This window comes from Gilliamella sp. X-57, assembly GCF_057063565.1.
This window is the reverse complement of sequence record NZ_JBXSQI010000007.1, coordinates 51,399-77,080: the sequence shown is the minus strand read 5'-3', so window position 1 is coordinate 77,080 and position 25,682 is coordinate 51,399. Positions and strand designations below refer to the sequence as shown.

Annotated in this window: 27 protein-coding genes; 8 read left to right on the top strand and 19 right to left on the bottom strand. The window is 35.7% G+C overall.

What is annotated here, in order from left to right; genetic code table 11:
• Positions 1–77: 77 nt before the first annotated feature.
• The 6 genes from ACYIAL_RS04930 to ACYIAL_RS04905 all read right to left on the bottom strand — a co-directional run bounded on the left by ACYIAL_RS04930 (position 78) and on the right by ACYIAL_RS04905 (position 5,182).
• A complete protein-coding gene (locus tag ACYIAL_RS04930) occupies positions 78–1,049 on the bottom strand; it encodes a sugar-binding transcriptional regulator (protein ID WP_483746908.1) in 972 nt (323 codons plus the stop codon).
• Between the two features lie 118 nt (positions 1,050–1,167).
• On the bottom strand, positions 1,168–2,412 hold the full coding sequence (locus ACYIAL_RS04925; protein ID WP_483751122.1) for an alcohol dehydrogenase catalytic domain-containing protein: 1,245 nt from the start codon (positions 2,410–2,412) through the stop codon (positions 1,168–1,170).
• 163 nt (positions 2,413–2,575) lie between these two features.
• Positions 2,576–3,397 carry a mannose/fructose/sorbose PTS transporter subunit IID gene (locus tag ACYIAL_RS04920; RefSeq protein WP_483746955.1) on the bottom strand — a complete coding sequence of 274 codons (822 nt, stop codon included), beginning with the start codon at positions 3,395–3,397 and terminating at the stop codon, positions 2,576–2,578.
• A 26-nt stretch (positions 3,398–3,423) separates the two neighbouring features.
• Positions 3,424–4,242: a PTS mannose/fructose/sorbose transporter subunit IIC gene (locus ACYIAL_RS04915; RefSeq protein ID WP_174797072.1), complete on the bottom strand. Its 819-nt coding sequence runs from the start codon at positions 4,240–4,242 to the stop codon at positions 3,424–3,426.
• Between the two features lie 46 nt (positions 4,243–4,288).
• On the bottom strand, positions 4,289–4,762 hold the full coding sequence (locus ACYIAL_RS04910; protein WP_174797071.1) for a mannose/fructose/sorbose PTS transporter subunit IIB: 474 nt from the start codon (positions 4,760–4,762) through the stop codon (positions 4,289–4,291).
• A complete protein-coding gene (locus ACYIAL_RS04905) occupies positions 4,763–5,182 on the bottom strand; it encodes a PTS sugar transporter subunit IIA (RefSeq protein WP_483746910.1) in 420 nt (139 codons plus the stop codon). It abuts the gene before it with no gap.
• 473 nt (positions 5,183–5,655) lie between these two features.
• On the opposite strand from ACYIAL_RS04905, the gene glyQ reads away from it, so the two are divergent.
• The 4 genes from glyQ to ybaK all read left to right on the top strand — a co-directional run bounded on the left by glyQ (position 5,656) and on the right by ybaK (position 10,150).
• The gene (gene glyQ / locus ACYIAL_RS04900; protein WP_065638543.1) at positions 5,656–6,588 is read left to right on the top strand and encodes a glycine--tRNA ligase subunit alpha; all 933 of its coding nucleotides are present in this window, start codon (positions 5,656–5,658) and stop codon (positions 6,586–6,588) included.
• Positions 6,589–6,598: 10 nt separating this feature from the next.
• Entirely contained in the window at positions 6,599–8,671 is a 2,073-nt protein-coding gene (gene glyS / locus ACYIAL_RS04895; RefSeq protein WP_483746956.1) for a glycine--tRNA ligase subunit beta, read from the top strand.
• Between the two features lie 67 nt (positions 8,672–8,738).
• On the top strand, positions 8,739–9,560 hold the full coding sequence (locus ACYIAL_RS04890; RefSeq protein WP_483746911.1) for a hypothetical protein: 822 nt from the start codon (positions 8,739–8,741) through the stop codon (positions 9,558–9,560).
• 104 nt (positions 9,561–9,664) lie between these two features.
• On the top strand, positions 9,665–10,150 hold the full coding sequence (gene ybaK / locus ACYIAL_RS04885) for a Cys-tRNA(Pro) deacylase (RefSeq protein ID WP_483746912.1): 486 nt from the start codon (positions 9,665–9,667) through the stop codon (positions 10,148–10,150).
• A 175-nt stretch (positions 10,151–10,325) separates the two neighbouring features.
• Here the strand turns inward: ybaK and ACYIAL_RS04880 are convergent, their stop codons facing one another.
• From ACYIAL_RS04880 to ACYIAL_RS04865, 4 genes are all read right to left on the bottom strand, one after another.
• Positions 10,326–10,598 carry an HU family DNA-binding protein gene (locus tag ACYIAL_RS04880; protein WP_110434661.1) on the bottom strand — a complete coding sequence of 91 codons (273 nt, stop codon included), beginning with the start codon at positions 10,596–10,598 and terminating at the stop codon, positions 10,326–10,328.
• 174 nt (positions 10,599–10,772) lie between these two features.
• On the bottom strand, positions 10,773–11,366 hold the full coding sequence (locus ACYIAL_RS04875; RefSeq protein ID WP_483746913.1) for a YjaG family protein: 594 nt from the start codon (positions 11,364–11,366) through the stop codon (positions 10,773–10,775).
• A complete protein-coding gene (hemE, locus tag ACYIAL_RS04870) occupies positions 11,359–12,432 on the bottom strand; it encodes a uroporphyrinogen decarboxylase (RefSeq protein ID WP_483746914.1) in 1,074 nt (357 codons plus the stop codon). Before hemE ends, ACYIAL_RS04875 begins: the two co-directional genes overlap by 8 nt.
• A 104-nt stretch (positions 12,433–12,536) precedes the next feature.
• Positions 12,537–13,430 carry a LysR family transcriptional regulator ArgP gene (locus ACYIAL_RS04865; RefSeq protein ID WP_174797065.1) on the bottom strand — a complete coding sequence of 298 codons (894 nt, stop codon included), beginning with the start codon at positions 13,428–13,430 and terminating at the stop codon, positions 12,537–12,539.
• A gap of 208 nt (positions 13,431–13,638) precedes the next feature.
• Between ACYIAL_RS04865 and rpiA the strand changes: the two genes are divergently transcribed.
• Both rpiA and serA read left to right on the top strand, forming a co-directional pair.
• Entirely contained in the window at positions 13,639–14,295 is a 657-nt protein-coding gene (rpiA, locus tag ACYIAL_RS04860) for a ribose-5-phosphate isomerase RpiA (protein ID WP_483746915.1), read from the top strand.
• A gap of 78 nt (positions 14,296–14,373) precedes the next feature.
• Positions 14,374–15,615, top strand: a complete 1,242-nt coding sequence (gene serA / locus ACYIAL_RS04855; RefSeq protein ID WP_174797063.1) for a phosphoglycerate dehydrogenase — start codon at positions 14,374–14,376, stop codon at positions 15,613–15,615.
• 105 nt (positions 15,616–15,720) lie between these two features.
• On the opposite strand, the gene ACYIAL_RS04850 is transcribed toward serA, so the two are convergent.
• From ACYIAL_RS04850 to srlA, 9 genes are all read right to left on the bottom strand, one after another.
• Positions 15,721–16,605: a hypothetical protein gene (locus ACYIAL_RS04850; protein WP_483751121.1), complete on the bottom strand. Its 885-nt coding sequence runs from the start codon at positions 16,603–16,605 to the stop codon at positions 15,721–15,723.
• Between the two features lie 7 nt (positions 16,606–16,612).
• Positions 16,613–17,332, bottom strand: coding sequence for a hypothetical protein (locus ACYIAL_RS04845; protein ID WP_483751120.1), 720 nt, complete (start codon positions 17,330–17,332; stop codon positions 16,613–16,615).
• A gap of 582 nt (positions 17,333–17,914) precedes the next feature.
• A complete protein-coding gene (locus tag ACYIAL_RS04840) occupies positions 17,915–19,528 on the bottom strand; it encodes a PH domain-containing protein (RefSeq protein WP_483751119.1) in 1,614 nt (537 codons plus the stop codon).
• Between the two features lie 568 nt (positions 19,529–20,096).
• Entirely contained in the window at positions 20,097–20,876 is a 780-nt protein-coding gene (srlR, locus tag ACYIAL_RS04835) for a glucitol operon DNA-binding transcriptional repressor SrlR (protein ID WP_065638531.1), read from the bottom strand.
• Between the two features lie 101 nt (positions 20,877–20,977).
• Positions 20,978–21,346: a transcriptional regulator GutM gene (locus ACYIAL_RS04830; RefSeq protein ID WP_483751118.1), complete on the bottom strand. Its 369-nt coding sequence runs from the start codon at positions 21,344–21,346 to the stop codon at positions 20,978–20,980.
• A gap of 77 nt (positions 21,347–21,423) precedes the next feature.
• Positions 21,424–22,203 carry a sorbitol-6-phosphate dehydrogenase gene (srlD, locus tag ACYIAL_RS04825; protein ID WP_160430238.1) on the bottom strand — a complete coding sequence of 260 codons (780 nt, stop codon included), beginning with the start codon at positions 22,201–22,203 and terminating at the stop codon, positions 21,424–21,426.
• 11 nt (positions 22,204–22,214) lie between these two features.
• Entirely contained in the window at positions 22,215–22,583 is a 369-nt protein-coding gene (locus ACYIAL_RS04820; protein WP_160430239.1) for a PTS glucitol/sorbitol transporter subunit IIA, read from the bottom strand.
• 29 nt (positions 22,584–22,612) lie between these two features.
• Positions 22,613–23,620, bottom strand: coding sequence for a PTS glucitol/sorbitol transporter subunit IIB (srlE, locus tag ACYIAL_RS04815; protein WP_160430240.1), 1,008 nt, complete (start codon positions 23,618–23,620; stop codon positions 22,613–22,615).
• 21 nt (positions 23,621–23,641) lie between these two features.
• Positions 23,642–24,190, bottom strand: coding sequence for a PTS glucitol/sorbitol transporter subunit IIC (srlA, locus tag ACYIAL_RS04810; RefSeq protein WP_085247674.1), 549 nt, complete (start codon positions 24,188–24,190; stop codon positions 23,642–23,644).
• A gap of 273 nt (positions 24,191–24,463) precedes the next feature.
• Here srlA and ACYIAL_RS04805 point away from each other — a divergent pair, with 273 nt between their 5' ends.
• Together ACYIAL_RS04805 and ACYIAL_RS04800 are read left to right on the top strand one after the other, a co-directional pair.
• Complete coding sequence (locus ACYIAL_RS04805; RefSeq protein ID WP_160430242.1) at positions 24,464–25,000, top strand: Dps family protein; 537 nt, start codon at positions 24,464–24,466, stop codon at positions 24,998–25,000.
• A gap of 71 nt (positions 25,001–25,071) precedes the next feature.
• A complete protein-coding gene (locus ACYIAL_RS04800; protein WP_483746919.1) occupies positions 25,072–25,620 on the top strand; it encodes an NADPH-dependent FMN reductase in 549 nt (182 codons plus the stop codon).
• Positions 25,621–25,682: the final 62 nt, after the last annotated feature.

Genomic DNA, 25,682 nt, shown 5'->3' with positions numbered 1-25,682 from the left:
TTTTTTAGCATTAAGTCTTATAGGCAGTATTATTGTGTAGTACCCAAGGCGATTTGCTAATCGTTTTAATTGAAAACTTAGTTAATTAATTGGGTAGCCATTTCATCACTAATTACTAATATATCAATGTAATTGGCATTTAGTGCCGCTTTTAGACTATTAATTTTTTCGCAATCGCCACTTGCACATATTTTTAAAGGAATTTTTTTCAGATTATCTAATGTCACTCCGATAATTTGATTACAAAATGGTGTCGTTAATTCAGTTCCATTTTGATCGAAAAAGCGGGATAAAATATCGCCTACAATGTCCTTATTGGCTATCGTTTGGAACAACTCACCATAAAATCCATACCAAATAGAACTTTTTGAAATAGCAGGACAACCAATACTAAATAGAGCGACGGTTATCTTGCTCCACCAATCTTTCAACTCTTTCATATGTTGAGTTTTTTCAATTTCTATTCTTAATAGTTCGGTATCAACAATGGCTGGGTAATCAATCAGTATGGCTTGACTATTTAATTTATTCGAAAGTTTATAAGCAATATTATTGACGTGATATTTTGTTTCAATTTTTCCTGATGGTCCTCCAATCATTGGTACAATGGTCGTATTATTGAATTGAGTGTTGTCATTTTTTAAACTGCTAACAATATAATTAATTGTGCGTCCCCATGAAATGCCAATGACATCATTATCATGGATATTTTTGACTAATACATTTGCAGCAACATTACAAACAATTTGGTTTTTGCTGTCATTATCAACATATTGATTGACAGGTACAATAATAACTTGTTTCAAATTATATTTATTAAGAATTTTTTCTTCTAATGCAATATTGGGCAATAGATCGTAATTTATTGAAATAGAAACAATACCTAATTCTCGTATTACTTTTAGCATTCGACTAATACTTGATCTGTGTATATTAACGATTTTGGCTATTTCGGATTGAGTTTTATTTTCTTCATAATAGAGTTGAGCTATTTTTATTAATAATTTGTGTTGCTCAAAATCGTAGTTACCAAAGTTATTATTGATCATGTTCGTATTATCTTATTAGTCATGTTTTTAAATCACTATTTATTAAAAAAATATCAAGATGTCATGTATGGTAATTCATATTATGGCATCTTGATGCTATTAAAGTATATCAAAAAAATTAAGACTCAATATCAGGAAAATTGTTTAATACAAAATCTTCAGCTTCTTTTGACCAAATATTATGGCTTTTATTTAATATTTTCTTTAATGCTACATCATCACTACTATCTGTTAACGATTCTAAACTTTTAAGCGCAAACTGCTTGTGAGTATAGACTAATTTTTTTCCACCTCTAATTTTATCTTGTCGTTGAGTTATGTCACTGGCTTGATCAATTCCCATTATATGCGAAACAATTTTAGCAACTTCAACCTTGCCTGACTCAATTAACTTAACAGCTAAGCGCATATCATCAGTATTTCCTCCTGATGTTCCAACAATATGAGTAAAATTATAATGTACATCATAAAAATTAATTTCTGCTTCGAAATTTTTATCTTGAGGACCAGCAAAAAAATTCAGACAACCGTCAAATGCTAATAATTGCGATGCTAAATGAATTAACTCTTTTGATGGTAAAAAGATAAAGATATCATCAAAACAATTTTTGGAAGATTTACTTTTCAATAGAGACAATTGATCTGCGCTCTCAGATATATCGACGAATTCAAGTTCGACCCCATTGCGTGATTGATATAGTGTTTTCAGATGCGCTATTTTTTCTTTGTTTCGCCCAGTGACAACCACTTTTTTGGGTTTTATCGCCCCCCCCAAAGCATAGTCTATTGCAAGCATCCCCATAGGGCCAGTTCCCCCTAATATAAGCAATTCACCATTAGGCTTTATTCCCATAATATGATCGTAACTATTTGGTTTCAAATGATAGCTAGCATTAAAAGCACCAATAACACAGGATAAGGGTTCAATTAACGCACCTTCAAAATAAGTTTTTCCATCATAAGGTATCAAACAATCTTGTTGTAATACGTCGTGATTGACTATCATATAGGTTGCACACCCACCCGTATTAGGATAAGAATAACCTACACAATAAGGGCTATTAGTGAGCTGTAAGTTGGCTTGTATGACATATTTTTGCCCTTTTTTAAATTTATGTTGCCAATTTTTACCTACTTGCAAAATATCACCACAGCATTCATGTCCAATAACAATTGGATTATTTTTTAGGTCTGGTGGTGTTTTTTTATGGTTTTCGCCTTGATTTACTAGCTTTAATGAAGACATGCACATACTGTCAACAATGACTGATACTAACACTTCTTCATCTGTGATAGGTGGAAGTTCAAAAGATTCTAAGCGAAGATCATTTTTCCCATATAATCGAACAGCTCGAGTTTTCATATATTCCTCTTTAATAAATTAAATTTGATACAAATTTATACTCAATAATGCATAAATACCTTGTTATACTGCAGTTGTAAGGAAAAATGTATTTATAACAATTTGCTTTATTTCCTTTGGTTCAAAAATATTACATAGATGTTTAAGACTGTTTATTTGTATTTTAAGCTAGAATACCTAACCCATAACCAATAATACCCACGGCAAATAATGCAAAAATTAAGATAATTGGGCTGACCTTTTTTCGGAGCAATTTCATCATTAAGAGTGTTAGACCCAACGGTAGTAAACCTGGTACAAGATCATTGAGTATACCTTGTACTGTCATAACAATTTCATTACCATTTGCATCAGCAGTTTTAGATACCACTAAAGGGACATTTATTGAAGTCCATTTAGTCACCAATACCCCCATAATAAATAAACCAAGAATAGAAGCGCCTTCTGTCAGTTTAGGCAAGATATTACCCGAAAGATCTTTAACAATACCGATTCCTTTCGATAATCCATAGGTTAAACCATACCATTTCATGGCAAGTCTGACGAAATTAAACAAAATAAAAAATAATAATGGACCTGCAATATTTCCGTTGAGTGCTAAAGATGCACCAAGTGCTGCAGTAATAGGTCGCAATGTACCCCATACAAGGGGATCACCGACTCCTGCTAAAGGTCCCATTAATCCAATTTTAAGGCTATTGATTGTTCCATCATTAATTGGTGCGCCATTTGCTTTTGCTTCTTCCATTGCTATAGTGACACCAAGCACAGGGCCACACATTGCAGGAGTGGTGTTGAAAAAGGCTAAATGTCTTTTTAACGCTTGACGTTGTTCCTCTTGTGTTTGATAAACTCGTTTGATTGTTGGAATCATATCTACACAAAAAGCAAGCGCATGAATACGTTCATAATTAAAAGAAGCTTGCTGGAAATTAGAACGAATAAAAGTACTAATCACATCTTTTTTTTGAATAGTTTTTAACATTTCTTTCATAATAAAATTCCTATAAATTATTCTTCTAATTCATCATCAGTGATTATTTGGTTGGTATTTGCCATTGGATTTGCAATTTCGTTATTAACTTTTATTACATTGAACTTTGGGTTTAATTGAACATAAATAATGGCAAAAATAACCCCCAAAATACCAAATGAAAGTAAACTAAAATTTAGATATCCACCTAAAACAAAACCTAAATAGAAAAAAGGAGCTAAATATTTAACAATCATCATGTTTAACACCATTGCATAACCGACAACAACGATAAATCCACCAGCAACAGCAAGCCCACCAGTGACAATATCAGGTAACATGTTTAATAGGGATTGCACAGTATTTGCATCAACATAAATGGCAACGAGCGTGGCAGGAATAGAAACTCTTAATGCTTGTACAAAAAGAGCACTAAAATGGAGTAATTCAATCTTTCGGAATTGAACTTTTTCTGCCGCTTTATCTGCTTCATGCTGAAAAATTACCGTGATAGTTCTTGCAAAAACGGTTAATATTTGCCCTGCCGCGGCAACAGGAAGAGCGATGGCTATTCCTGTTTGGATATCTTGCTGTCCTATAACAACCAAGATTGTTGATATCACACTCGCCAATGCAGAATCGGGAGATTGTGCTGCCCCAATATTCATCCAACCCAATGCGATTAGTTCAAGCGTACCACCTAAAATGATACCTGTTTTTATATCACCTAATATTAGGCCAATTACGGTACATGCAATCAATGGACGATGTGTTTGAAACTCATCAAGTACACTTCCCATTCCTGCGATACACGAGAAAATAAATATGAACATGATTTGCAGTACTGAAATGTCCATGTTTCCCTCCTACCATTTATTATGTTAGTTAATTTGAATAACCTTGTTAAAGAAGTTTAATAAAATCAACATTTGGATCGGTAATAACGACTTTTAAACATAGATTGATACCCATCTCATGCATTTTTTTGAATGCAGATATGTCATTTCCGTCGACAGAAACCGCTTTGGTAATCTGTTTTTTTCCCTCTTTAAACGACATTCCTCCAATATTAACCTCTTTAATAGGAACGCCCGCATTGACTAATCGCAAGACATCGGTTGGATTGGTGAAAAGATAAAAAACAGTATCATTTTCATATTTAGGATTTTTATAGACTGCAGCAGCTTTATCGATACTAACCACAGACACTTTAATTCCTGGGGGAGCAGCCTGTTTAACTAGTGCTGAACGAATTTGATCATTAGCAACTTCATCACTCACAATGATAATTCTTTCTGCTTTGGCTTCTTTTGTCCAAACAGTGGTAACTTGACCATGAATCAATCGGTCATCAATACGAACTAAATTTATGATCATTTATAACTCCTCCTCTGTAGATATATTTTTAGATAGTGATTTGAAAGATTTAATAAAATCTAATTTAACTTCGTCGAGTTGTGCATAGACGTTTTCAATATTCATTAAAGACAAATCAAGATTTAATAACTCTAAGCAAAGTGGCAGAGATAAACCGCTAATTACTTCGATATTACCTAACTGTATGGCTAGAATAGAGGCTGCGTTATAAGGACTGCCAGAAAATATATCAGTGATAATAATGAACTGTTTGGATTCTGATTGGCTAATAATTTTTAGATATTTATCTTTTAGGTTATCAATGCTATCCCCTGGTTCAAAAGTTATCGCATACAAATGAGAGTATTGCCCCGCAATCATCTCAATACTATTTTTCATTTCATAGGCAATTTTTCCGTGTCCAGCCAAAATAATATTCATTTAGCACCCTCACAAATTCTCTATTTAAATCACAAATGTTAAAACAACTTTATATTCACATTTTCTCAAAGTAAATCACCAATGTGAAAAAGTGTGATGTAGATTGGATTTTTTGAAAAATGAACAGAAGAAAGTTTTTTATTTTTTATCAGAGAACATGATGAGAGAAATACCCACATTATTGACTATAACTTGAAAATGACTGTAAAAAATGCGAGTAATTACTATACCTTGAGCGATTTATTAATAACTACAATATCGTTAAACCGCATAATTTGCTTTTAGATAAAAGATTTTATGAATTTTTAGTGGATTATTTTCATGATAATGTATAAACGGTCCGTCGTATTCTTACAATAAACTAAGCTAGGCAAATAGAATACGATTAGGCATTTCACAAGTATTGATAAAAAGTATAATATATAGCACTATTTAAATTATCGAAATATCAATTCAACCATAAAGATAACATCATGCAAAAGTTTAATGTCAAAACCTTTCAGGGGTTAATTCTTACATTACAAGATTACTGGGCCAATCAGGGGTGCACCGTGATTCAGCCTTTAGATATGGAAGTTGGTGCCGGCACTTCTCACCCTATGACCTGCTTACGCGCACTGGGGCCAGAACCAATTAATGCCGCTTATGTTCAACCATCGCGACGCCCAACAGATGGCCGCTATGGCGAAAACCCAAATAGGTTACAACACTATTACCAATTTCAAGTTATCTTAAAACCTTCTCCTGATAATATCCAAGAGCTGTATTTAGGCTCGTTAAAACAGTTAGGACTTGATCCCACTGTTAATGATATTCGTTTTGTTGAAGACAATTGGGAAAACCCAACGCTCGGGGCATGGGGGCTAGGTTGGGAAGTTTGGTTAAATGGGATGGAAGTAACCCAATTTACTTACTTTCAACAAGTTGGTGGACTTGAATGTAAGCCTGTTACCGGTGAAATCACTTATGGGCTTGAACGCTTAGCGATGTATATTCAAGGTGTGGATAGCGTTTATGATTTAGTTTGGAGCGACGGTGTATTTGGTAAAACCACTTATGGCGATGTATTCCACCAAAACGAAGTTGAGCAATCCACTTATAATTTTGAATATGCGAATGTTGAATTTTTATTTTATTGTTTTGAGCAACACGAAAAAGAAGCAAAATTTTTGCTTGAGTTAGAAAAACCACTTCCACTACCAGCTTATGAGCGTATTTTAAAAGCCGCCCACTGTTTTAATTTACTTGATGCACGTAAAGCGATTTCAGTGACTGAGCGACAACGTTATATTTTACGCATCAGAACATTAACCAAAATGGTGGCGGAAGCCTATTACGCATCACGTGAAGCACTTGGATTTCCTATGTGCCAAAATTCACAGTCTAACGAAAGTGCATCAAAGTAGGAATTAAAAGATTATGCAAAAAACATTTTTAGTGGAAATTGGTACCGAAGAGTTACCACCAAAATCACTCCGCACTTTAGCAGAAAGCTTTGCGGCTAATTTTATACAGCAGCTTGATAATGCCAATTTAGAACATGGCAAAGTACTTTGGTATGCATCTCCCCGCCGTTTAGCGTTAAAAGTCTTAAATTTAAATAACACACAACCCGATAGCCAAATTGTTAAACGCGGTCCTGCGGTCAGTGCGGCATTTGATGCCAATGGTAATGCAACTAAAGCCGCTCAAGGTTGGGCGCGAGGTTGTGGTATTACAGTTGATCAAGCCCAGCGTATAAAAACCGATAAAGGCGAATGGTTGTCGTATACTCACAATCAAAAAGGTCAACCCGTAGTTAATCTTTTATGTGATATGGTTAAAACTGCATTAAGCAAATTACCTATCCCTAAACCAATGCGTTGGGCAGCTAGTCAAGTCGAATTTATTCGTCCATGCCATACTGTCACCATGTTGTATGGTGATGAGCTTGTGCCTGGTACCATTTTAGATATTGAGTCAAACCGCGTTATTCGTGGTCACCGTTTTATGGGTGAACAAGAGTTCACTATCGATAATGCCGATCAGTACCCCGAAATTTTGGAACAGCGTGGTAAAGTCATTGCTGATTATGACAAGCGAAAAGCTATGATTAAGCAACAAGCTGAAAGCGAAGCGGCTAAACTTCATGGTAAGGCTGATTTAACTGACACGCTACTTGAAGAAGTCTGTTCTCTTGTTGAATGGCCTGTTGTGCTAACCGCTAAATTTGAAGAGCGATTTTTACAAGTGCCGGCTGAATCACTGGTTTATACCATGAAAGGGGATCAAAAATACTTTCCTGTTTATGATAAACAAGGCAAATTATTACCAAACTTTATTTTTGTGGCTAATATTGAATCGAAAGATCCACAAGTTGTGATTTCGGGTAATGAAAAAGTGGTTCGCCCACGCCTTGCTGATGCAGAATTCTTTTATCAAACCGATTTAAAACAACGTTTAGAAGATCGTTTGCCTCGTCTTGAAACGGTGTTATTTCAACAACAACTTGGAACTGTTAAAGATAAAGCAATTCGCATAGCATCGTTATCAGGCTTTATTGCCGACAAAATTGGCGCTAATATTGAGCAAGCTAAACGAGCAGGTAAATTAACAAAATGCGATTTAGTGACCAACACCGTTTTTGAATTCCCTGAAACGCAAGGTATTATGGGGCGCTATTTGGCACTTAAAGATGGCGAAAGCATAGAAGTTGCCACCGCTATTGAAGAACAATATAAACCGCGTTTTGCAGGTGATGAATTACCGAGTACGGCAGTGTCTTGTGCAGTTTCTATCGCTGAAAAAATGGATACTTTAGCGGGTATTTTTGGCATTGGCCAGCACCCTAAAGGTGATAAAGATCCTTTTGCATTGCGACGCGCTGCGATTGGTGTTTTACGAATTATTGTAGAAAAGGCATTATCTTTAGATCTTGTTGAATTAGCCAATTATGCCACATCGTTATATGGCGAAAAACTGAATAATAAAAATGTGGTTGAAGATATTGTTAATTTTATGCAAGGTCGTTTCCGCGCATGGTATCAAGAACAAGGCTTTGCCATTGATACTATTCAAGCAGTTTTAGCGCTTAATCCAACAAAACCGGCTGATTTTGATGCGCGCATTAAAGCAGTCACTCACTTTAGAACCTTGCCAGAATCCTCATCATTAGCTGAAGCTAATAAACGAGTATCAAATATCTTATCTAAAGCCGAAATTGCTATTCCAGAGCAGATCAATGCAGCCTTGCTAGAAGCAGGCGCTGAAGGCGAATTAGCTAAAAAATTGGCAATTTTAACCGATAAACTTTCACCTTATTTTAATGAAGGTCGTTATCAAGATGCGTTAGTTGAATTATCGTCACTAAAAGAAACGGTGAATGCGTTTTTTGATTCTGTCATGGTTATGGTTGACAATGAACAGATTAAACTTAATCGATTAGCACTTTTGAAAAAGCTACAAAACTTATTCTTAAAAGTCGCTGATATTTCATTATTGCAAGCTTAATTTGCGAATTCAATCATTCAAAAATAATAGTGGTAACTAAATCGGTTACCACTTGTAAGGAACTTATATGGAAATGCAAAAAAAAATCTCTTTTTCTTTAGTTTTTACACAAACATGCAATTTTTTTCGTAATCGTATTATACCAATTGCGCTTGTAAGTCTATTAGTAGCACTAATGAGCTCAGTTATAAGTTACTACCTTTACAAACCAGAAACGTATACACAATTATATTTATCAGGAAATACCACTAGCTATGTATCAGTTATTATTATAGCAGTTGCAATCTCTATTGTTATGAAATCAATTAGTATTGCAACAGTTTATAACCTTTATGTAAGTGATAAACTTAACCCCAAATTATTACTGTCTAGAGTATTAGAAAATCTATTAAAAATTATTGCTTTTTACCTTGTTATGATTTTTCACTTAGTTGTTATAGTATTATTTTTATTTTTAATCCTTATTATTTTAAATTTACTACTTCCCAAATCTTTGATTATTTCATTAATTTTTATAACGCTAATTATTTCCTCTGTACTTTTCTTTATTTTCACTAGCTTCTTTTTTGGATTATTGGCTGAATCTAAACAAAAAAGTTTCTCTGATTTATTTTCGTTAAGTTGTCAACTGACAAAAATGCAATGGCATCCTTCTTTTCTTATGCTATTAATTAATATCGCATATTTAATGATTATTACTATATTGTCTATGATAATCGATGAAAACAATATTATAGTAGTTAATATTATCTTTTCGTTCTGTTCTGTCTTTTTTGATATCTTCCTGACGAGCTTTTTCTATCGTCTTTATTGGTTAGTAACTAATGATGCTAACTCAAACTTTCCAACAAAAGATGATCAGCAAGAAACTAATAGTTTGATCGTTTAATCATTCTCATCCTTACCAATTTAGATTGGTGAGGAAACTCACTTGCTATATCAATTTGCTGTGTATTATATTTGTTATAATGAAAAACCATTTGGATAACAATTATGACACCCGCTATTTATTTACTTAAAAAGTTAAAAACTAAATTTAACATTCACCAGTATAAGCATGATCCAAATCAAACCAACTACGGGCAAGAAGCGGTTGCTAAACTTGATCCCAGTTTAAATGTCACTGCAGCGCAAGTATTCAAAACGCTGATTGTGAGTTTGAACGGTAACAATAAAATGTTAGCGGTTTGCGTATTGCCAGTTGAGTGTCATTTAGATCTAAAAAAAGTGGCCAAAGCACTAAACTGTAAAAAAATAGATTTAGCTGATGCTAATTTAGCTCAAAAGGTAACAGGTTATTTAGTGGGAGGAATTAGTCCACTAGGTCAAAAGCAGCAACTGCCCACACTCATTGATTTAAGTGCCAATAAACACACAACAATGTTCATATCAGGTGGCAAAAGAGGATTAGAAATTGAAATTACACCACAAGATTTAGCCGATATATTACAAGCTAAATTGATTGAAATAGCTGTTTAAAATGACTAACAGTATAAATTTTAATTGGGAAACAATATTGTTTATAAATAGGATAGAAAAACCAACAGATATGCTATTTTATGAGTTTTTTCTTTCTCGGAAAAATAAGGCCATAAGGCTATACCCTATGACCTATTCTTCTATCAATCAAATTGACAGAAAGATAAAAAGCAACTTATTTAATTGCTTCTTTTAAACTTTTACCTGATACAAATGCAGGTACTTTACTTGCTGCAATTTTAATTTCTTTACCTGTTTTTGGGTTACGACCAGTACGCGCTTTGCGATCATTAACTTTAAAGGTACCAAAACCAACTAATTGAACTGGTTCACCAGCTTTTAATGATTCAGTAATAGCAGCTAGTGTCGCTTCCAATGCTGTTTTAGCAGCAACTTTAGTGATATCAGCTTTGCTAGCAATAGCGTCGACAAGTTCTGTTTTATTCATGGGTATATCCTTACATATTATTTTATTGTTAAAGTTAACATTATAAACGAAGCTAAAATTCAGCTTCGCTACTGTAAATAGTGTTTAGATTACATTGTGGTTAAATGTAGTCTATATTCGTCTAATATTAAAGAAAAATTTAATAAAAAATAAAAAAATTACACTTTAAACCGCTTAATCGCTTAAAAAAACACCAATATTACTTACTCTGGAGGCTCGAATTTCGTCTTTTAAGCCTTTTATGAGCGCAATCATTTCATTATTTTCATCACGTAATAATCTTAATATTTCCCACTGTAAATCAAATTCATCAATCACACTAGGTAAAGTTTGTTGCGCATCTTGTGAAAGATTAACATTGGTTTTGGTCATTTCAAATTCAGCAACGGTGGTTGCCGATATGCTACTTACTTTAGCGGTATGCTCGGCCATTTCACCACTCAAATAAGAGTGTAAAACTTCACCAAGCGCCTGACAAGCATCGATAGCTGGATAAATCATATAAGGGCTATCTTCAGTGACAATCGGAATTATCGCTTCTAATTTTTCAAGCTGTAAATCAAAATTGATTTTTACATCTTCAACTAATAATGATTCCCAAACTAAATCTAGTATTTTTTTGTAACTTTTTGCATCATCGTCATTTTGCTGTTGTTGACAATAAAAAACAAAATTGGGATACATTCGTTCGCACAGGCAAACCATAAACAAACGTTGTTGCCATTGTGGTAACTTTTCTACTCTTAATTGAACAGGATTTTTAATCATGATGAAACCTTTTTGACTGCCAATGTACTGCTTCAATTAGTTGCTGTACATGTTCTATGGGGATATCTTGGTGAATACCATGCCCTAAATTAAAAATATGTCCATTGTGATGCCCAAATTCACTAAGAACGGCTTCTACATTGGATTCAATTGTTTGTTTTTCTGCATACAAAACAGAAGGATCTAAATTACCTTGCACCGCAACTTGCCCTTTTTGGGTGATCTGGCTTAAATTCACCGTCCAATCCACCCCCACAGCATCACAGCCAGTGTTGATTATATTATCCAGCCATAACCCCCCCCCTTTAGTAAATAAAGTGACAGGGATATACGAGGTTATAACTTTACTTTTTTGACCTTGCTTTAATTGCGACAAGATTAATTGCATATAGTCAAGTGAGAATGTTTGATAACTTTGATGGCTCAATACGCCACCCCATGTATCAAAAATCATAATAGATTGCGCTCCAGCTTGGATTTGCGCATTTAAATATAACGCAATACTATTGGCGAGCTTTTCAAGTAGCAAATGCAGTGCTTTGGGCTCACTATAGAGCATTTTTTTGATTTTAGTAAATGCTTTGCTACTGCCCCCTTCAACCATATAGGTTGCTAATGTCCATGGACTCCCTGAAAAGCCTATTAATGGAACTTTACCATTGAGTTCTTTTTTCGTTAATCGAATCGCATCCATCACATATTTAAGTGATTGCTCAGGATCAGGGATGGGTAACTGTTTAATATCGGACAGACAAGATATCGATTTTGAAAATTTTGGACCTTCGCCCGACTCAAAATATAAGCCAAGTCCCATAGCATCAGGAATAGTTAAAATATCAGAAAAGATAATAGCAGCATCAAGATCAAATCGCTGTAATGGCTGTAAAGTGACTTCGCAAGCTAATTCTGGCGTTTGGCACATCGTCATAAATTCACCCGCGTGGGCTCTTAACTGACGATACTCTGGCAAATAGCGCCCCGCCTGGCGCATCATCCAAATCGGCGTGTAATCTACAGGTAAACATTGCAAAGCACGTAAATAACGGTCATTTTTTAATTGGCTCATATCCTCAGCTCTTTAAGTAAAGATGTTAGTTTGTCAAAAAGTTTCAGGAAAGTATGCGTTTTAGTATAAAACCATCTAATTATCTATTATTTGTGCTCCAAAGCTTAAGGTTGTGATAATGTATTTTGGGCATAATCAATTAAAGTTTCAGAAATAGTTTGCATTACGCTACTTTCTGGCGCAAAACGATGCCAATATAGCATACGCCTTTGATATAACCCTTCTGTTAAATTAACCAACTCACCGTTTTTTAACTCTTGTTCAACCTGTAACTTTGGCAGCATACAACAAGCTGAACCTTGTTTAGCTAATTGCACAAAAGCCTCGGATGAACTGGTAATATGGCAAATCACACTACCTGGGGTAAGATTGAAATTTTCTTGCAAAAAAGCCTGATGCATATCATCTAAATGGTCAAACGCAACAGCAGGCGCTTTTAGTAAAGATGAGCGATTCACACCATGTGGGAAGTACTTTTTAGCAAAATCAGGCGAAGCCACAAAAATATAATCTAACGCGCCTAACACATCAGATAAACAACCAGGTAAAGGATTAGCTTGAATACTAATTGCCGCAACCACTGTACCTAAACGGAGCAGTTCTAAGGTATGTTCTTCGTCTTTTACCTGTATATCAAAACGTAAGATATTTTTATCTAAAACGGGTTTTAACGCAGGTAATAGCCAAGTCGCTAAAGAATCGGCGTTGATTGCAACAGATAATGACAATGGCGTTGAGTTTTGTTCATTATCACCCAACCATTGTTGTTCTAATAACTCAACTTGGTGCAATAATCCTAAAAGATGCTCACCTTGCTTAGTGGCTTTGGGGGGAATAGTTCTAACCAACAATTGCTGACCAAAAAAACTTTCTAACTGCTTAATGCGTTGCGATACCGCAGGTTGTGTAATACACAGTTTATCTGCTGCCCGTTCAAATCCTCGTTCTTTTATCACTGCATCTAATGCTTGTAATGCTCTATAATCTGGACGCTTCATAATCTCTACACTAATGATTTGATCATTGTTTGAATATTCAAACTACTTTAATATCGCAATAAGTTTTCAACATATCAAAAGTTGATATATTTTCTTAAAATCCTAATGATTTTTACTTTCCAATTGGGTACTATGCCATATCTTCAATCATTTTGCTTTCAAAATTTTATTTTTTTAAGAAAAATTATCCTCAAAATAGGGTGATACCATGACACAAGACGAATTAAAAAAGGCTGTAGGCTGGTCAGCATTAAAATTTATCAAACCTGATGCTTATGTCGGCGTAGGAACAGGTTCAACGGCAGCGTATTTTATTGATGCATTAGCCACAATAAAAGATCAGATCAAAGGCACAGTTTCAAGCTCAGAAGCATCCACACAAAAATTAAAAAGCTATGGGATTCCAGTTCTTGATTGTAATGAGGTCGATAGTTTAGATGTTTATGTCGATGGTGCCGATGAAATCAATCATCATTTACAAATGATTAAAGGCGGTGGTGCGGCCTTAACACGTGAAAAAATTGTTTCAGCCATTGCCAAACAATTTATTTGTATTGTTGATGAATCAAAAGTTGTTGATGTGTTAGGTAAGTTTCCATTACCTATTGAAGTGATCCCGATGGCGCGTTCTTATGTTGCTCGCGAACTATTTAAACTAGGTGGTAAACCCATCTATCGTCAAGGCGTAGTCACGGATAATGGTAATGTGATTTTAGATGTCCATGATCTTATCATCGCCAATCCCATAGAATTAGAAAATCGAATCAATAATATTGCGGGTGTGGTAACGGTGGGATTATTTGCCAATAAAGGGGCTGATATTGCGCTTGTCGGATGTAGCACGGGTGTGAAAGAGCTTAGGTAAAATCATATATTAGAGCAAATTTATAACGGTATACCACAGTAAATACCAATTTGTATACGGAAAGAAAGAGAGGAAATAATGGCTATTCAGGCTTTAACCAAAGATGAAAACAAGTTTTTATTACTTGAAGGCGTTCATCCTAGTGCCATTGAAATATTAAAATCAGCTGGTTTTACCAATATTGAATATCATAAAAGTGCATTATCACCAGCAGAACTGAAACAAGCCCTGCAAGATGTTCGCTTTATTGGTATTCGTTCCAGAACACATTTAACCAAAGATATTATTGATGCAGCTCCAAAACTTGCAGGAATTGGCTGCTTTTGTATTGGTACTAATCAAGTTGATTTGGATGCTGCCACAGTGAAAGGTATCCCAGTGTTTAATGCACCATTTTCTAATACACGATCTGTTGCAGAACTGGTGCTAGCTGAAGCGATTTTATTATTGCGCCGCGTGCCCGAAGCGAATGCTAAAGCGCACCAAGGCAAATGGAACAAAATTGCCACGGGTTCGCACGAAGCACGAGGTAAAAATTTAGGTATTATTGGTTATGGACATATTGGTAGTCAATTAAGCATTTTAGCTGAATCACTAGGCATGAATGTTTATTTTTACGATATTGAAACCAAATTACCGTTAGGTAATGCTAAGCAAGTTTCATCAATGAAAGAATTACTGGCGACAAGCGATATTGTTTCAATGCATGTCCCCGAAAATGCAACCACGATCAAAATGATAAGTAACAACGAAATTGATGCAATGAAGCAAGACGCAATTTTAATTAATGCTTCGCGCGGTAAAGTGATTGATCTTGATGCATTAACTCAAGCCCTCAAAGCCAACAAACTCAGTGGCGCGGCTATTGATGTCTTTCCAACAGAACCAGCCAGTAACAATGATCCTTTTGAATCACCATTATGTCAATTTGATAACGTGATTATTACACCGCATATTGGCGGCTCAACTAGCGAGGCGCAAGAAAACATAGGAATTGAAGTTGCCACAAAACTTGCAAAATATTCAGATACTGGCGCAACTCTTTCGGCGGTTAACTTCCCTGAAGCCTCGTTACCTATTCCAGCCAAAGGTTCAAGTCGCTTTATTAATATTCACCATAATCAGCCTGGTGTATTAACCGCTATCAATACTTTATTTGCAGAACAAGGGCTTAATATTTCAGCACAATATTTACAAACCGACGCAAAAATTGGTTATGTTGTTATTGATATCGATAGAGTAAATGCAAATAAAGCCGAAGAATTGCTTGATAGATTAAAAAAAGTGTCTGGTACCATTCGCGCAAGATTGCTATTTTAATTGACATTCACTCAATGCCACCTATCTTTTGATAAGTGGCTAATCATTACTAATTTAAACTAGCGGTGGAATTAATATAATCGCTAATCTAACACATCATCACCTTTAAGGGCTGACACATGCTACTGGTGCATAGTCCCATGAATCATCATAATACCGTATACCACCCTCGATTAAGCTAACGGTAAAATGTTTATTAGGCATATTTGTCAGAGAAGCCGTCAAATATTCAGGAAAACTGCTAGGAGATGCCCAACTAACAGCGTATTCACCATTTTGCAGAACTGTCTCCTCATCTTCAAAAGGATATCCACTAATCATACGCCCCCATTCACTAAATAATCCCCCTACCCAACGGTTGCCAAGCTTAAAACTTAAGCGTCGTTGATATGCGTAAAAATCATCCAATTCTGGTAGACCACCAGTCCAACCGAGCCACGGATCATTGTGATTAGTGTAATCATTAACATCGGGGAGACGATAATGACTACCTAACCCTTGACAAAACTGTATGGCTTGCTCATATGTCATCCCTTTATAATCATCTATACCTTCTATAGAAGGAGGATTATTTATATACCAACGCTCTATCTTAAAGCTATAAAGTAAATTGGTATGGCTACTATCTGCGTAAAGCTTAAATACCGAAGGCGAAAAACGCTTATCTTTTGAATCGAGCGTTGGCCCTTTTAGCTTTATCTTTAGACCGCTTCTAACATCTATCGGTCTTGCATTCCAGCGTTCTTTATCTGCTCCCCCCCATGTCGCATCCCAATTTACCTTGTCAGCAGAGAGGGACAAGGTGACGCCATGCCCACTCTCCGCACTAACAGTAGCACCATTTGCGGCAATAATCTGTTCTGGCGTTATGCCTGACAATATTAAGAAAAAGTGTAAACCATCTGTCCCAGTTGTCGGGAAGTTATCGCTGGGCTTATCGGCATCATTCACTTTAAATCCCACAAATGACACCCAATTAGGACCATTCATACGGTCGTCATATCGAATTCCCCCCCGAATATAGAATATTAGGGGAGGCATAACAGGCTGCTGGTTTGTCTGTCTTAGCTCCAAGATAATAAGTGTGGCTGATATCATTAAAAGTGCTGGTTTGTGGCACGCCATACTCGGTTGATAAGCTACCCTTAGTTGCCGTAATGGTCAGTTGATAAGGCACATCACAAGCCGTTAATAATTTATTCGGATTAGTTTTAATTTCGGCTGTAATATCTTTATTATCGGCGTTTTTCCATGCAACTGTTAAGCTACCTGTCGCGCTGGCATTTCCATCACCATCGGTATCTCCCCAATAATTATAGGGTTCAGCAATTAAATTATTCAGTTCAATTCGAGGATAATGACTATTACCCACTAATGGCACTAATGTTTGAATATCAGCAAAGGTTTTGGCTTCGCTGGGTAATGTTATGGGAGTGTTAAAGCTTGAATTATCTATCTTTGCATTAGGATATAAATCAGTATTTGCACCCGGAGCAATATACAAGCTGCCATCCGGGAATTTTATACCGAGCAAACCTTCGTCACTCATTGCCTTGGTTACGCCACCATCCATACTTAAATAAGGTGCACTCCCCTGTATAATGTTGGTGGTCGTTGCCGATAACGCAATAGCTTTTGTTGAGACCATTAAGCCCAATAATGCTGTTGATGTTCGTTTTGTTAATTGTTCAAAAGATGTGACTTTTCGTTCCATCATTACTATTATCCATTTCCATATATAAGCCTTATTCAGCTTAATTTATTTTTATGTAATCAAATTAATTTGCCAGATAAATTTTGATAGTTTACCCACCTTTTTTATGAATAGTCCTGTAAAAATCATGCTATAAACACCTGAAATATACAAAGGGCACTACATCACGAAAGGAGCAAAGTAAATTATAAACAAAAATTAACATTGCTTGAAAGCAAAAAAACATGTTTTATTAAGATTTATTAACGTTTATTAGAGTTTATTAAGATGAAAGTTAAGCTAGCTGCTTTTAAAAATACCAAAGAACCCAATACTGCAATTTTCCCTAAACTGCATGGAGAATTAAAAGACAAACAATAAAGCAAATAATTCCCATATGTATAAAGGTATTTTCAAATAAACCCGAGGAATTGCTTGATAGATAAAAGATATAGAAAAGAATGTAGCTGCCACCATTCGCGCAAGATTGCTATTTTAATTGACCTTCACTCAATGCCACCTATCTTTTGATAAGTGGCTAATCATCACTGTTTTAATGACTGGTGACAGAATTAACATAATCGCACATCTAACACATCATCACCTTTAAGGACTGACACATGCTGCTTGTACATTGCGTCCAGAATCATCATAAGACCATATACCACCATCGATTGCGTAAACGGTAAAATGTTTATTAGGCTCGCGCAGGGAAGCCGTCCAAAATCCATCGGAAGAGCTACCACTTATCTCCCAAGGAACAGCATAATCTCCTTCTTGTAGGGTATCCTCTTCATTGCTCCATGGATATGAACTAGCCATACGCCCCCATTCATTAAATAATCCCCCTACCCAACGGTTGCCACGCTTAAAACTTAAGCGTCGTTGATATCCGTAAAAATCACCCAACTCTGGTAGACCACCAGTCCAACCGAGCCACGGTTCATTGTTATTAGTGTAATCATTAACATCGGGGAGACGATAATGACTACCTAACCCTTGACAAAACTGTATAGCTTGCTCATATGTCATCGGGTTATATTCCAAATGCCGATTTTTTAGAATGACTGGATTATTTATATACCAACGCTCTATCTTAAAGCTATAAAGTAATTTAGTATGGCTACTATCTGCGTAAAGCTTAAATACCGAAGGCGAAAAACGCTTATCTTTTGAATCAAGCGTTGGCCCTTTTAGCTTTATCTTTAGACCGCTTCTAACATCTATCGGTCTTGCATTCCAGCGTTCTTCATCTGCTCTCCCCCATGTCGGATCCCAATTTACCTTGTCAGCAGAGAGGGACAAAGTAACGCCATGCCCACTCTCCGCACTAACAGTAGCACCATTTGCGGCAATAATCTGTTCTGGCGTTATGCCTGATAATATTAAGAAAAAGTGTAAACCATCTGCCCCAGTTGTCGGGAAGTTATCACTGGGCTTATCGGCATCATTCACTTTAAATCCCACAAATGACACCCAATTAGGACCATTCATACGGTCGTCATGTCGAATTCCCCCCGAATATAGAATATTAGGGGAGGCATAACAGGCTGCTGGTTTGTCTGTCTTAACTCCAAGATAATAAGTGTGTCTGATATCATTAAAAGTGCTGGTTTGTGGCACGCCATACTCGGTTGATAAGCTACCCTTAGTTGCCGTAATGGTCAGTTGATAAGGCACATCACAAGCCGTTAATAATTTATTCGGGTTGGCTTTAATTTCGGCTGTAATATCTTTATTATTGGCGTTTTTCCATGCAACTGTTAGGCTACCTGTCGCGCTGGCATTTCCATCACCATCGGTATCTCCCCAATAATTATAGGGTTCAGCAATTAAATTATTCAGTTCAATTCGAGGATAATGACTATTACCCACTAATGGCACTAATGTTTGAATATCAGCAAAGGTTTTGGTTTCGCTGGGTAATGTTATAGGAGTGTTAAAGCTTGAATTATCTATCTTTGCGTTAGGATATAAATCAGTATTTGCACCCGGAGCAATATACAAGCTGCCATCTGGGAATTTTATACCGAGCAAACCTTCGTCACTCATTGCCTTGGTTACACCACCATCCATACTTAAATAAGGTGCACTCCCCTGTATAATGTTAGTGGTCGTTGCCGATAGCGCAATAGCTTTTGTTGAGACCATTAAGCCCAATAATGCTGTTGATGTTCGTTTTGTTAATTGTTCAAAAGATGTGACTTTTCGTTCCATCATTACTATTACCCATTTCCATATATAAGCCTTATTCAGCTTAATTTATTTTTATGTAATCAAATTAATTTGCCAGATAAATTTTGATAGTTTACCCACCTTTTTTATGAATAGTCCTGTAAAAATCATGCTATAAACACCTGAAATATACAAAGGGCACTACATCACGAAAAGAGCAAAGTAAATTATAAACAAAAATTAACATTGCTTGAAAGCAAAAAAACACGTTTTGTTAAGATTTATTAAGATGAAAGTTAAATGTGATAACTATCGCATAAGCCAAAATTTACGAAACCTATTTTTGCTTAAATAAACAGGATTGCAGAAAATATGAAACGCACTTTAATGGCGGTATAGCATAATCAGCAAATATCCGAATTTTAAAAAATTAAATAAAACAAAAAGTTAAGCAATTTAAGTAAAAACATCTTATGAGTTTTAAGTGGATTATTTAATGATAAAGTGTAAACAACATAGTGCTTTCCTAAAGATAAAAATATAATTATTATGCAGATTAAATTCTTAACCAACCTCAAAAATAGTTAAATTTCTATGAAAAAATCGACTTTATTTATGTTTCGTTGGTCTTTACTTTAATAACTTTAATGCCTTTTTGGGTCAGTGCATCATAATATTTATTATCTAAATTATCATCAGTAATGATCGTATCGACAGCACTTAAATCACAAACAACATTGGGGCTACGGCGACCAAATTTTGAGGAGTCAACTAATAAAATTAACTTAGCAGCAGCTTTGCTCATAGCTACACTGCCATGATAACTTTCGTTAAAAGTTGTCACGCCACCGATCAAATCCACCCCATCAGCGCCCATAAATAGCTTATCGAAAGTATAAGATTCAAATGCCGCGATGGCTAAAGCGTTATTACTATGGAAGGAGGCCGATTTTCGACGAAACGTTCCTCCCGTTAAAATAATCGTTTGATCATTATCATTAGCAACCAGCTCATTGACCATATGCAAACTATTGGTCATAATCGTTAAATTATTAAACCTTGCTAACATGGGGATCATTTGCGCAACCGTGCTTCCTGCATCAAAAATAATTGAGTCGCCCTCATGAATTAGTTTAGCGGCTTCTTCTGCTATGGCTTTTTTTTGTGCCGTGTTAATATAAGTTTTATGATCTATGGCTCTATCGCCAACCTCTCGATTTAGCATTGCTCCGCCGTATGTACGCAAAACTAAACCACTTTCATGCAGTTGGGTGAGATCTTTACGAATGGTTGTCCCTGTTGTTTTAAAATGCTCGGCCAACTCTTCTACGCTGATTTGCCCATTTTTTTGTAGATATTCCAGAATCGCTGTTTGTCGTTGCTTCACTTTCACAATTAAATCCCATTACCATTATCGGCGCGCATCATACGTAAAATCACTTTAAAATATATTATTTCACAATAAAAGGGAATATTTTTCAAAATAAAAGTTAATTATTTTTTATTTGTGGTTAACGCTACAGTCAATGCACTTTGACTAACAGGATCATTTGGGAAAATATTTGCAGGAATAATATCAGCGATAGATAAACCATGTAATTGAGCAATGGGTTTTGGTAAAGCAAACACAGTGATGCCTTTCATTAATACTGAATCGATAACAATTTGGTGTTCATCTAATGAAATAGCAATTAATACTCTTGGTCTAAATCGCTTTGTTTGGCTACGGCCAATCCCTAAATAAGCCCCTTTTTTCATCGCTAAAAAAGCTTGATTAAAACGACGAATCTGATGCCAACTAAATATGATTTGAATACACCAAGCAATAAGTGCGATAACAATTAAAGAGGTGGTCATATTCATATAGGCACTCCATGTTAAGTTTAATAAGATTAAAAGTGCGAAAATTTTTTACAAAATTTTCGCATCCTATGTGTTATCTAGAACATCACTTGTCCACCAGTAATGTTGATTGATTGCCCAGTACAATAAGAAGCTTTATCACTTGCATAAAATAGCAATACATTAAGTACATCTTGGTAATCGCAACCACGCTTGAGTGGTACTTTATCAATATAGACTTGTTCAACTTGACTTTCTGGGATACCCAGTTTCTTTGCATATTGAGGTAATAATGATTGGAACATGGGTGATTTAAGCAAATTACCCAGCATCAATGAGTTAACGGTAATACCATGATCGGCAAGATCTAAAGCTAAAGATTGTGTTAACCCGACCCCACCAAATTTGGCGGCACTGTATCCTGAATTATGTTTACTGCCCACTTTCCCTGATTTTGAATTAATTTGAATAATTCGACCTTGCGTATTGTATTTGATCATTAATTTGGCAAATTCACGTGCACATAAAAAATAACCAGTGAGGTTAACATTAACAGATAACTGAAAATCATTCAATGCAAAATGGGTAATAGGTGCTGCTTTTGCAACGCCTGCGCTATACACCATTAAATCAACACGTTTAAACACATTATCAACATCTTGCGCTAATTGCAGCACACTTTCTTCATTTGTAGCATCAACACCAAATCCTTTTGCCGTCCCCTCACCATGCTTTTGATTAATTGCGTCGGCGACTTTATTGGCATTGTCCATATTCAAATCAGCAACAACAACATGATAGCCCGCATCAGCAATACCATTACATAAGAATTCTCCTAGGGTTTGTCCCCCACCAATAATGACTGCAACTTGTTTCATTTTTATATTCCTCATCGATTTAAAATTTTAATTTCATCACCAACTGAAAGCTGAGTTGGGCATTGCCCCTCTAGGTGAACAGTTCCAGGTAGCTCTGCCTCACAGTTACCATCAAACTTTAATGTGATGTGCCCTAATTCACGAAAATTAGCATTAGCAACTTCACCAACCGAAGTGATGAGATAACTTTGATTACCTAATTGAAGTGCTTGTCCTACTTGTAGTTCTAGCTGAAAATCATCATGGCTATGAACAAAACAGTAATCTGCTAAGTCTGATGGCGCACCATCCTTAAATAGGATTAACATGCCATCGGCTAAAGCTTCTTGGGCAAACTCTCCAATAGAATTAATTTGTGATTGATAGATAGTCTTTGACATCATTTACCCCTCTTAACAATTTGAAATGGTTACTGATATATAAATAGTGAAACAGCCCAAGCAATTAATACCGTTGGCGCACCAGTTAAAAAGCGACCAACAAGCACGGAGGGAACACCGACACGTACTGTGTCTTGTTTCGCTTCAGCAAGCGATAAACCAACAGGAATAAAGTCACATGCGGCTTGCGCATTAATTGCAAACAATGCTGGCAATGCTAAATGGGGAGGAATATTACCAAGACCAATTTGCACCCCAACTAGCGTTCCAATTACTTGCGCAATAACCGCACCTGGCCCTAAAAATGGTGAAAGTAATGGGAAAGAGCAGATTAAGGCTAAAATGATAAGTCCAATTGGGTTATTTGCTAGCGGAACTAAACCATGAGCAATAAAGTTACCCAAGCCTGATGCAATAATAATTCCAATAATTGCAGATACAAACGCCATAAAAGGAAGTATTGTTTTAAGTACCGTATCAATAGTGTCACGGCCAGCTTGGAAAAAAACGGCAACCCCAGATCCCATACCAATACCAATTTTTGCTAGTAATCCGTCACTTTGTTCAGTAATTTTTTTACTGCTGTCATAATCTTTAAATTCAGACGATTTATTATTGGTTTGCAGTTCTTTGACTACTGATGGATTTTCGCTTACTAAATCACCTTCTTTTTCTATCAACTTAATATTGTGGGGTTTTACCGCTGAAACATAGATATCCTCAACGATATATTGAGCAAGTGGACCTGATTTACCCGTTGCGTGAATATTGATAGTTGGAACACGATTTTTAGGATAGATACCACAACGTAACGTGCCACCACAGTCAATCACAGCCACACCAATTTCATCTTTAGGTGGTTCACCTTCTTTAAAGCCATCAATTGCCTCCCACCCTGTTAACTCGACTAATATGTCAACGATAGCAGGTTTTGTTCCTGCAGCGATATAAACAATCTTTTTACCTTCAATCACAGGAAGCTCTAATGGACCGCCCCAACCTGCTTCACCTTTTTCAATTCGAATAAATTTAATCATTTTGATATTCCTTATGATTATTTATAAATGAACTTTTCTTTCTAATTTAATCCCCATTTTTCTTTCAAAAATGGCGGTACAAAAGTCAGTAATCCAACCTCTAAAAAAGTTTGTCACTAAACCAACAAGAAAATAGCTCACAGCAAGAGGGCCGAGTGGCAGACCTAATTTAGTTAAACCAGCTGCAATACCTAAATAAACAAATAGTTCACCTGGATTAACATGTGGGAATAATCCATTCATTGAATGGCAACTATAAGAAGATGCAGCGTAGTAGCTTGGCTTATAAAACTCTGGCATAAAACGACCTAAGCTTAATGTCATTGGATTACAAAAAACAAAAGTGCCTATTAATGGCAATAAAAGATATCGAGAGATAGGATTGCCGGCGCATGCTTGAGCTAAACGCTCGATACGCTCTTGCCCAATAAATTTAATTACCGCATTCATTACAACAAGCAGTGAAATTAATAATGGTAAAATTCCCGTTACCATACCAACAAATACTTTACCTCCTTCTTGGAATAAACCAATAAACCATTCAGCTCCAAATGAAATAGCATCAATCATATTTCCTCCTATTTTCGTTAAATTTCGAGCAGATAATATCAACTAAGAAATGCAAAAACTTTTAACTAGATCACAATCTGAAATATTTTCTTTTATTTTGAAAGAAAATATTTCAAAAAGATTAATAAATAAAAAGAAATGAAAAAAAGAATCATAGGTTACTGAAATAGCAATGATAGTAAAAAATTAACTTTTTTTATTGGACATTAACATTAAGTTGGCGTAATTTTGTCAATACGGGTATTTATTATTCAATTTAAAGGAGAATATATCATGGCTAAAAGTACGACTTCTGCTAAAAAACTACAACAAGCAGCGATTTTGTTTCCAACTGATTTAGGTCAACAGGCATCAAAAGATATTTCTGGAGCAATGAATTCTGTTTTAGCAGATGTATTTGCTTTATATTTAAAAACCAAAAACTTCCACTGGCATGTGAGTGGCCCTCATTTCCGTGATTACCACTTAATGTTAGATGATCATGGTGATGAGTTATTTGCAATGACCGATCCAATTGCTGAACGTGTCCGTAAATTAGGTGGTACAACACTACGTTCAATTGGTCATATCGCTAAATTACAAAGTATTTCTGATAATAATGCTGATTTTGTTGAACCATCAGATATGCTTGCCGAACTTTGCCAAGATAACGTGAGACTAACAGAACGCATGCGTGTAGCCCATGATATCTGTGATAAATATAATGATACTGCTACTGCAAGCTTAATCGAAGAGTGGATAGATCAAACTGAGCAGCGTGCATGGTTCTTATTTGAAGCCGGCCGAAAAGTCGACTCATCAGGACATTAATAAATAATTATTAATGACAATAATAAGAGGCATATTCAATGCCTCTTATTAAAACTACGTGGAGATTTAAGATGAGTAAAAAAATTGCTGTATTAGTAGGGAGTTTACGTAAAGACTCTTATAACTTAAAAGTGGCAAAAGTTTTTCAGAAAATTGCACCACCATCACTTTCGTTACAAATTATCCAAATTGGCGATTTACCTTTATATAATGAAGATATTGATACTGATACCCCGCCTGCCTCTTATACTCGTTTCCGTCAAGAAGTAGCAGAATGTCAAGGTGCTATTTTTGTAACGCCTGAATATAATCGTGGCTTGCCAGCGGTTATCAAAAATGCAATAGATGTGGGCTCTCGCCCTTATGGTAAAAGTATTTGGTCAAAAAAACCGGCTGCAATTATTTCGGTTTCGCCTGGTGCGATTGGTGGATTTGGAGCAAATCATCAATTACGACAATCTTTAGTCTTTTTAGATATGCCAACATTACAACAACCAGAAGCTTATTTTGGCGGTGTAAGTACTGCCTTTGATGAACAAGGCAATATTACCGAAAAAAGCAAAGAATTTTTATCATTATTTATTAATACTTATGCTACTTGGGTTGAAAAATTCAGTTAATTGATATAAATTTTGCTATTCGCAGCCAAGCTTTTTTGGCTGTTTGATTTATTGATAAGTCT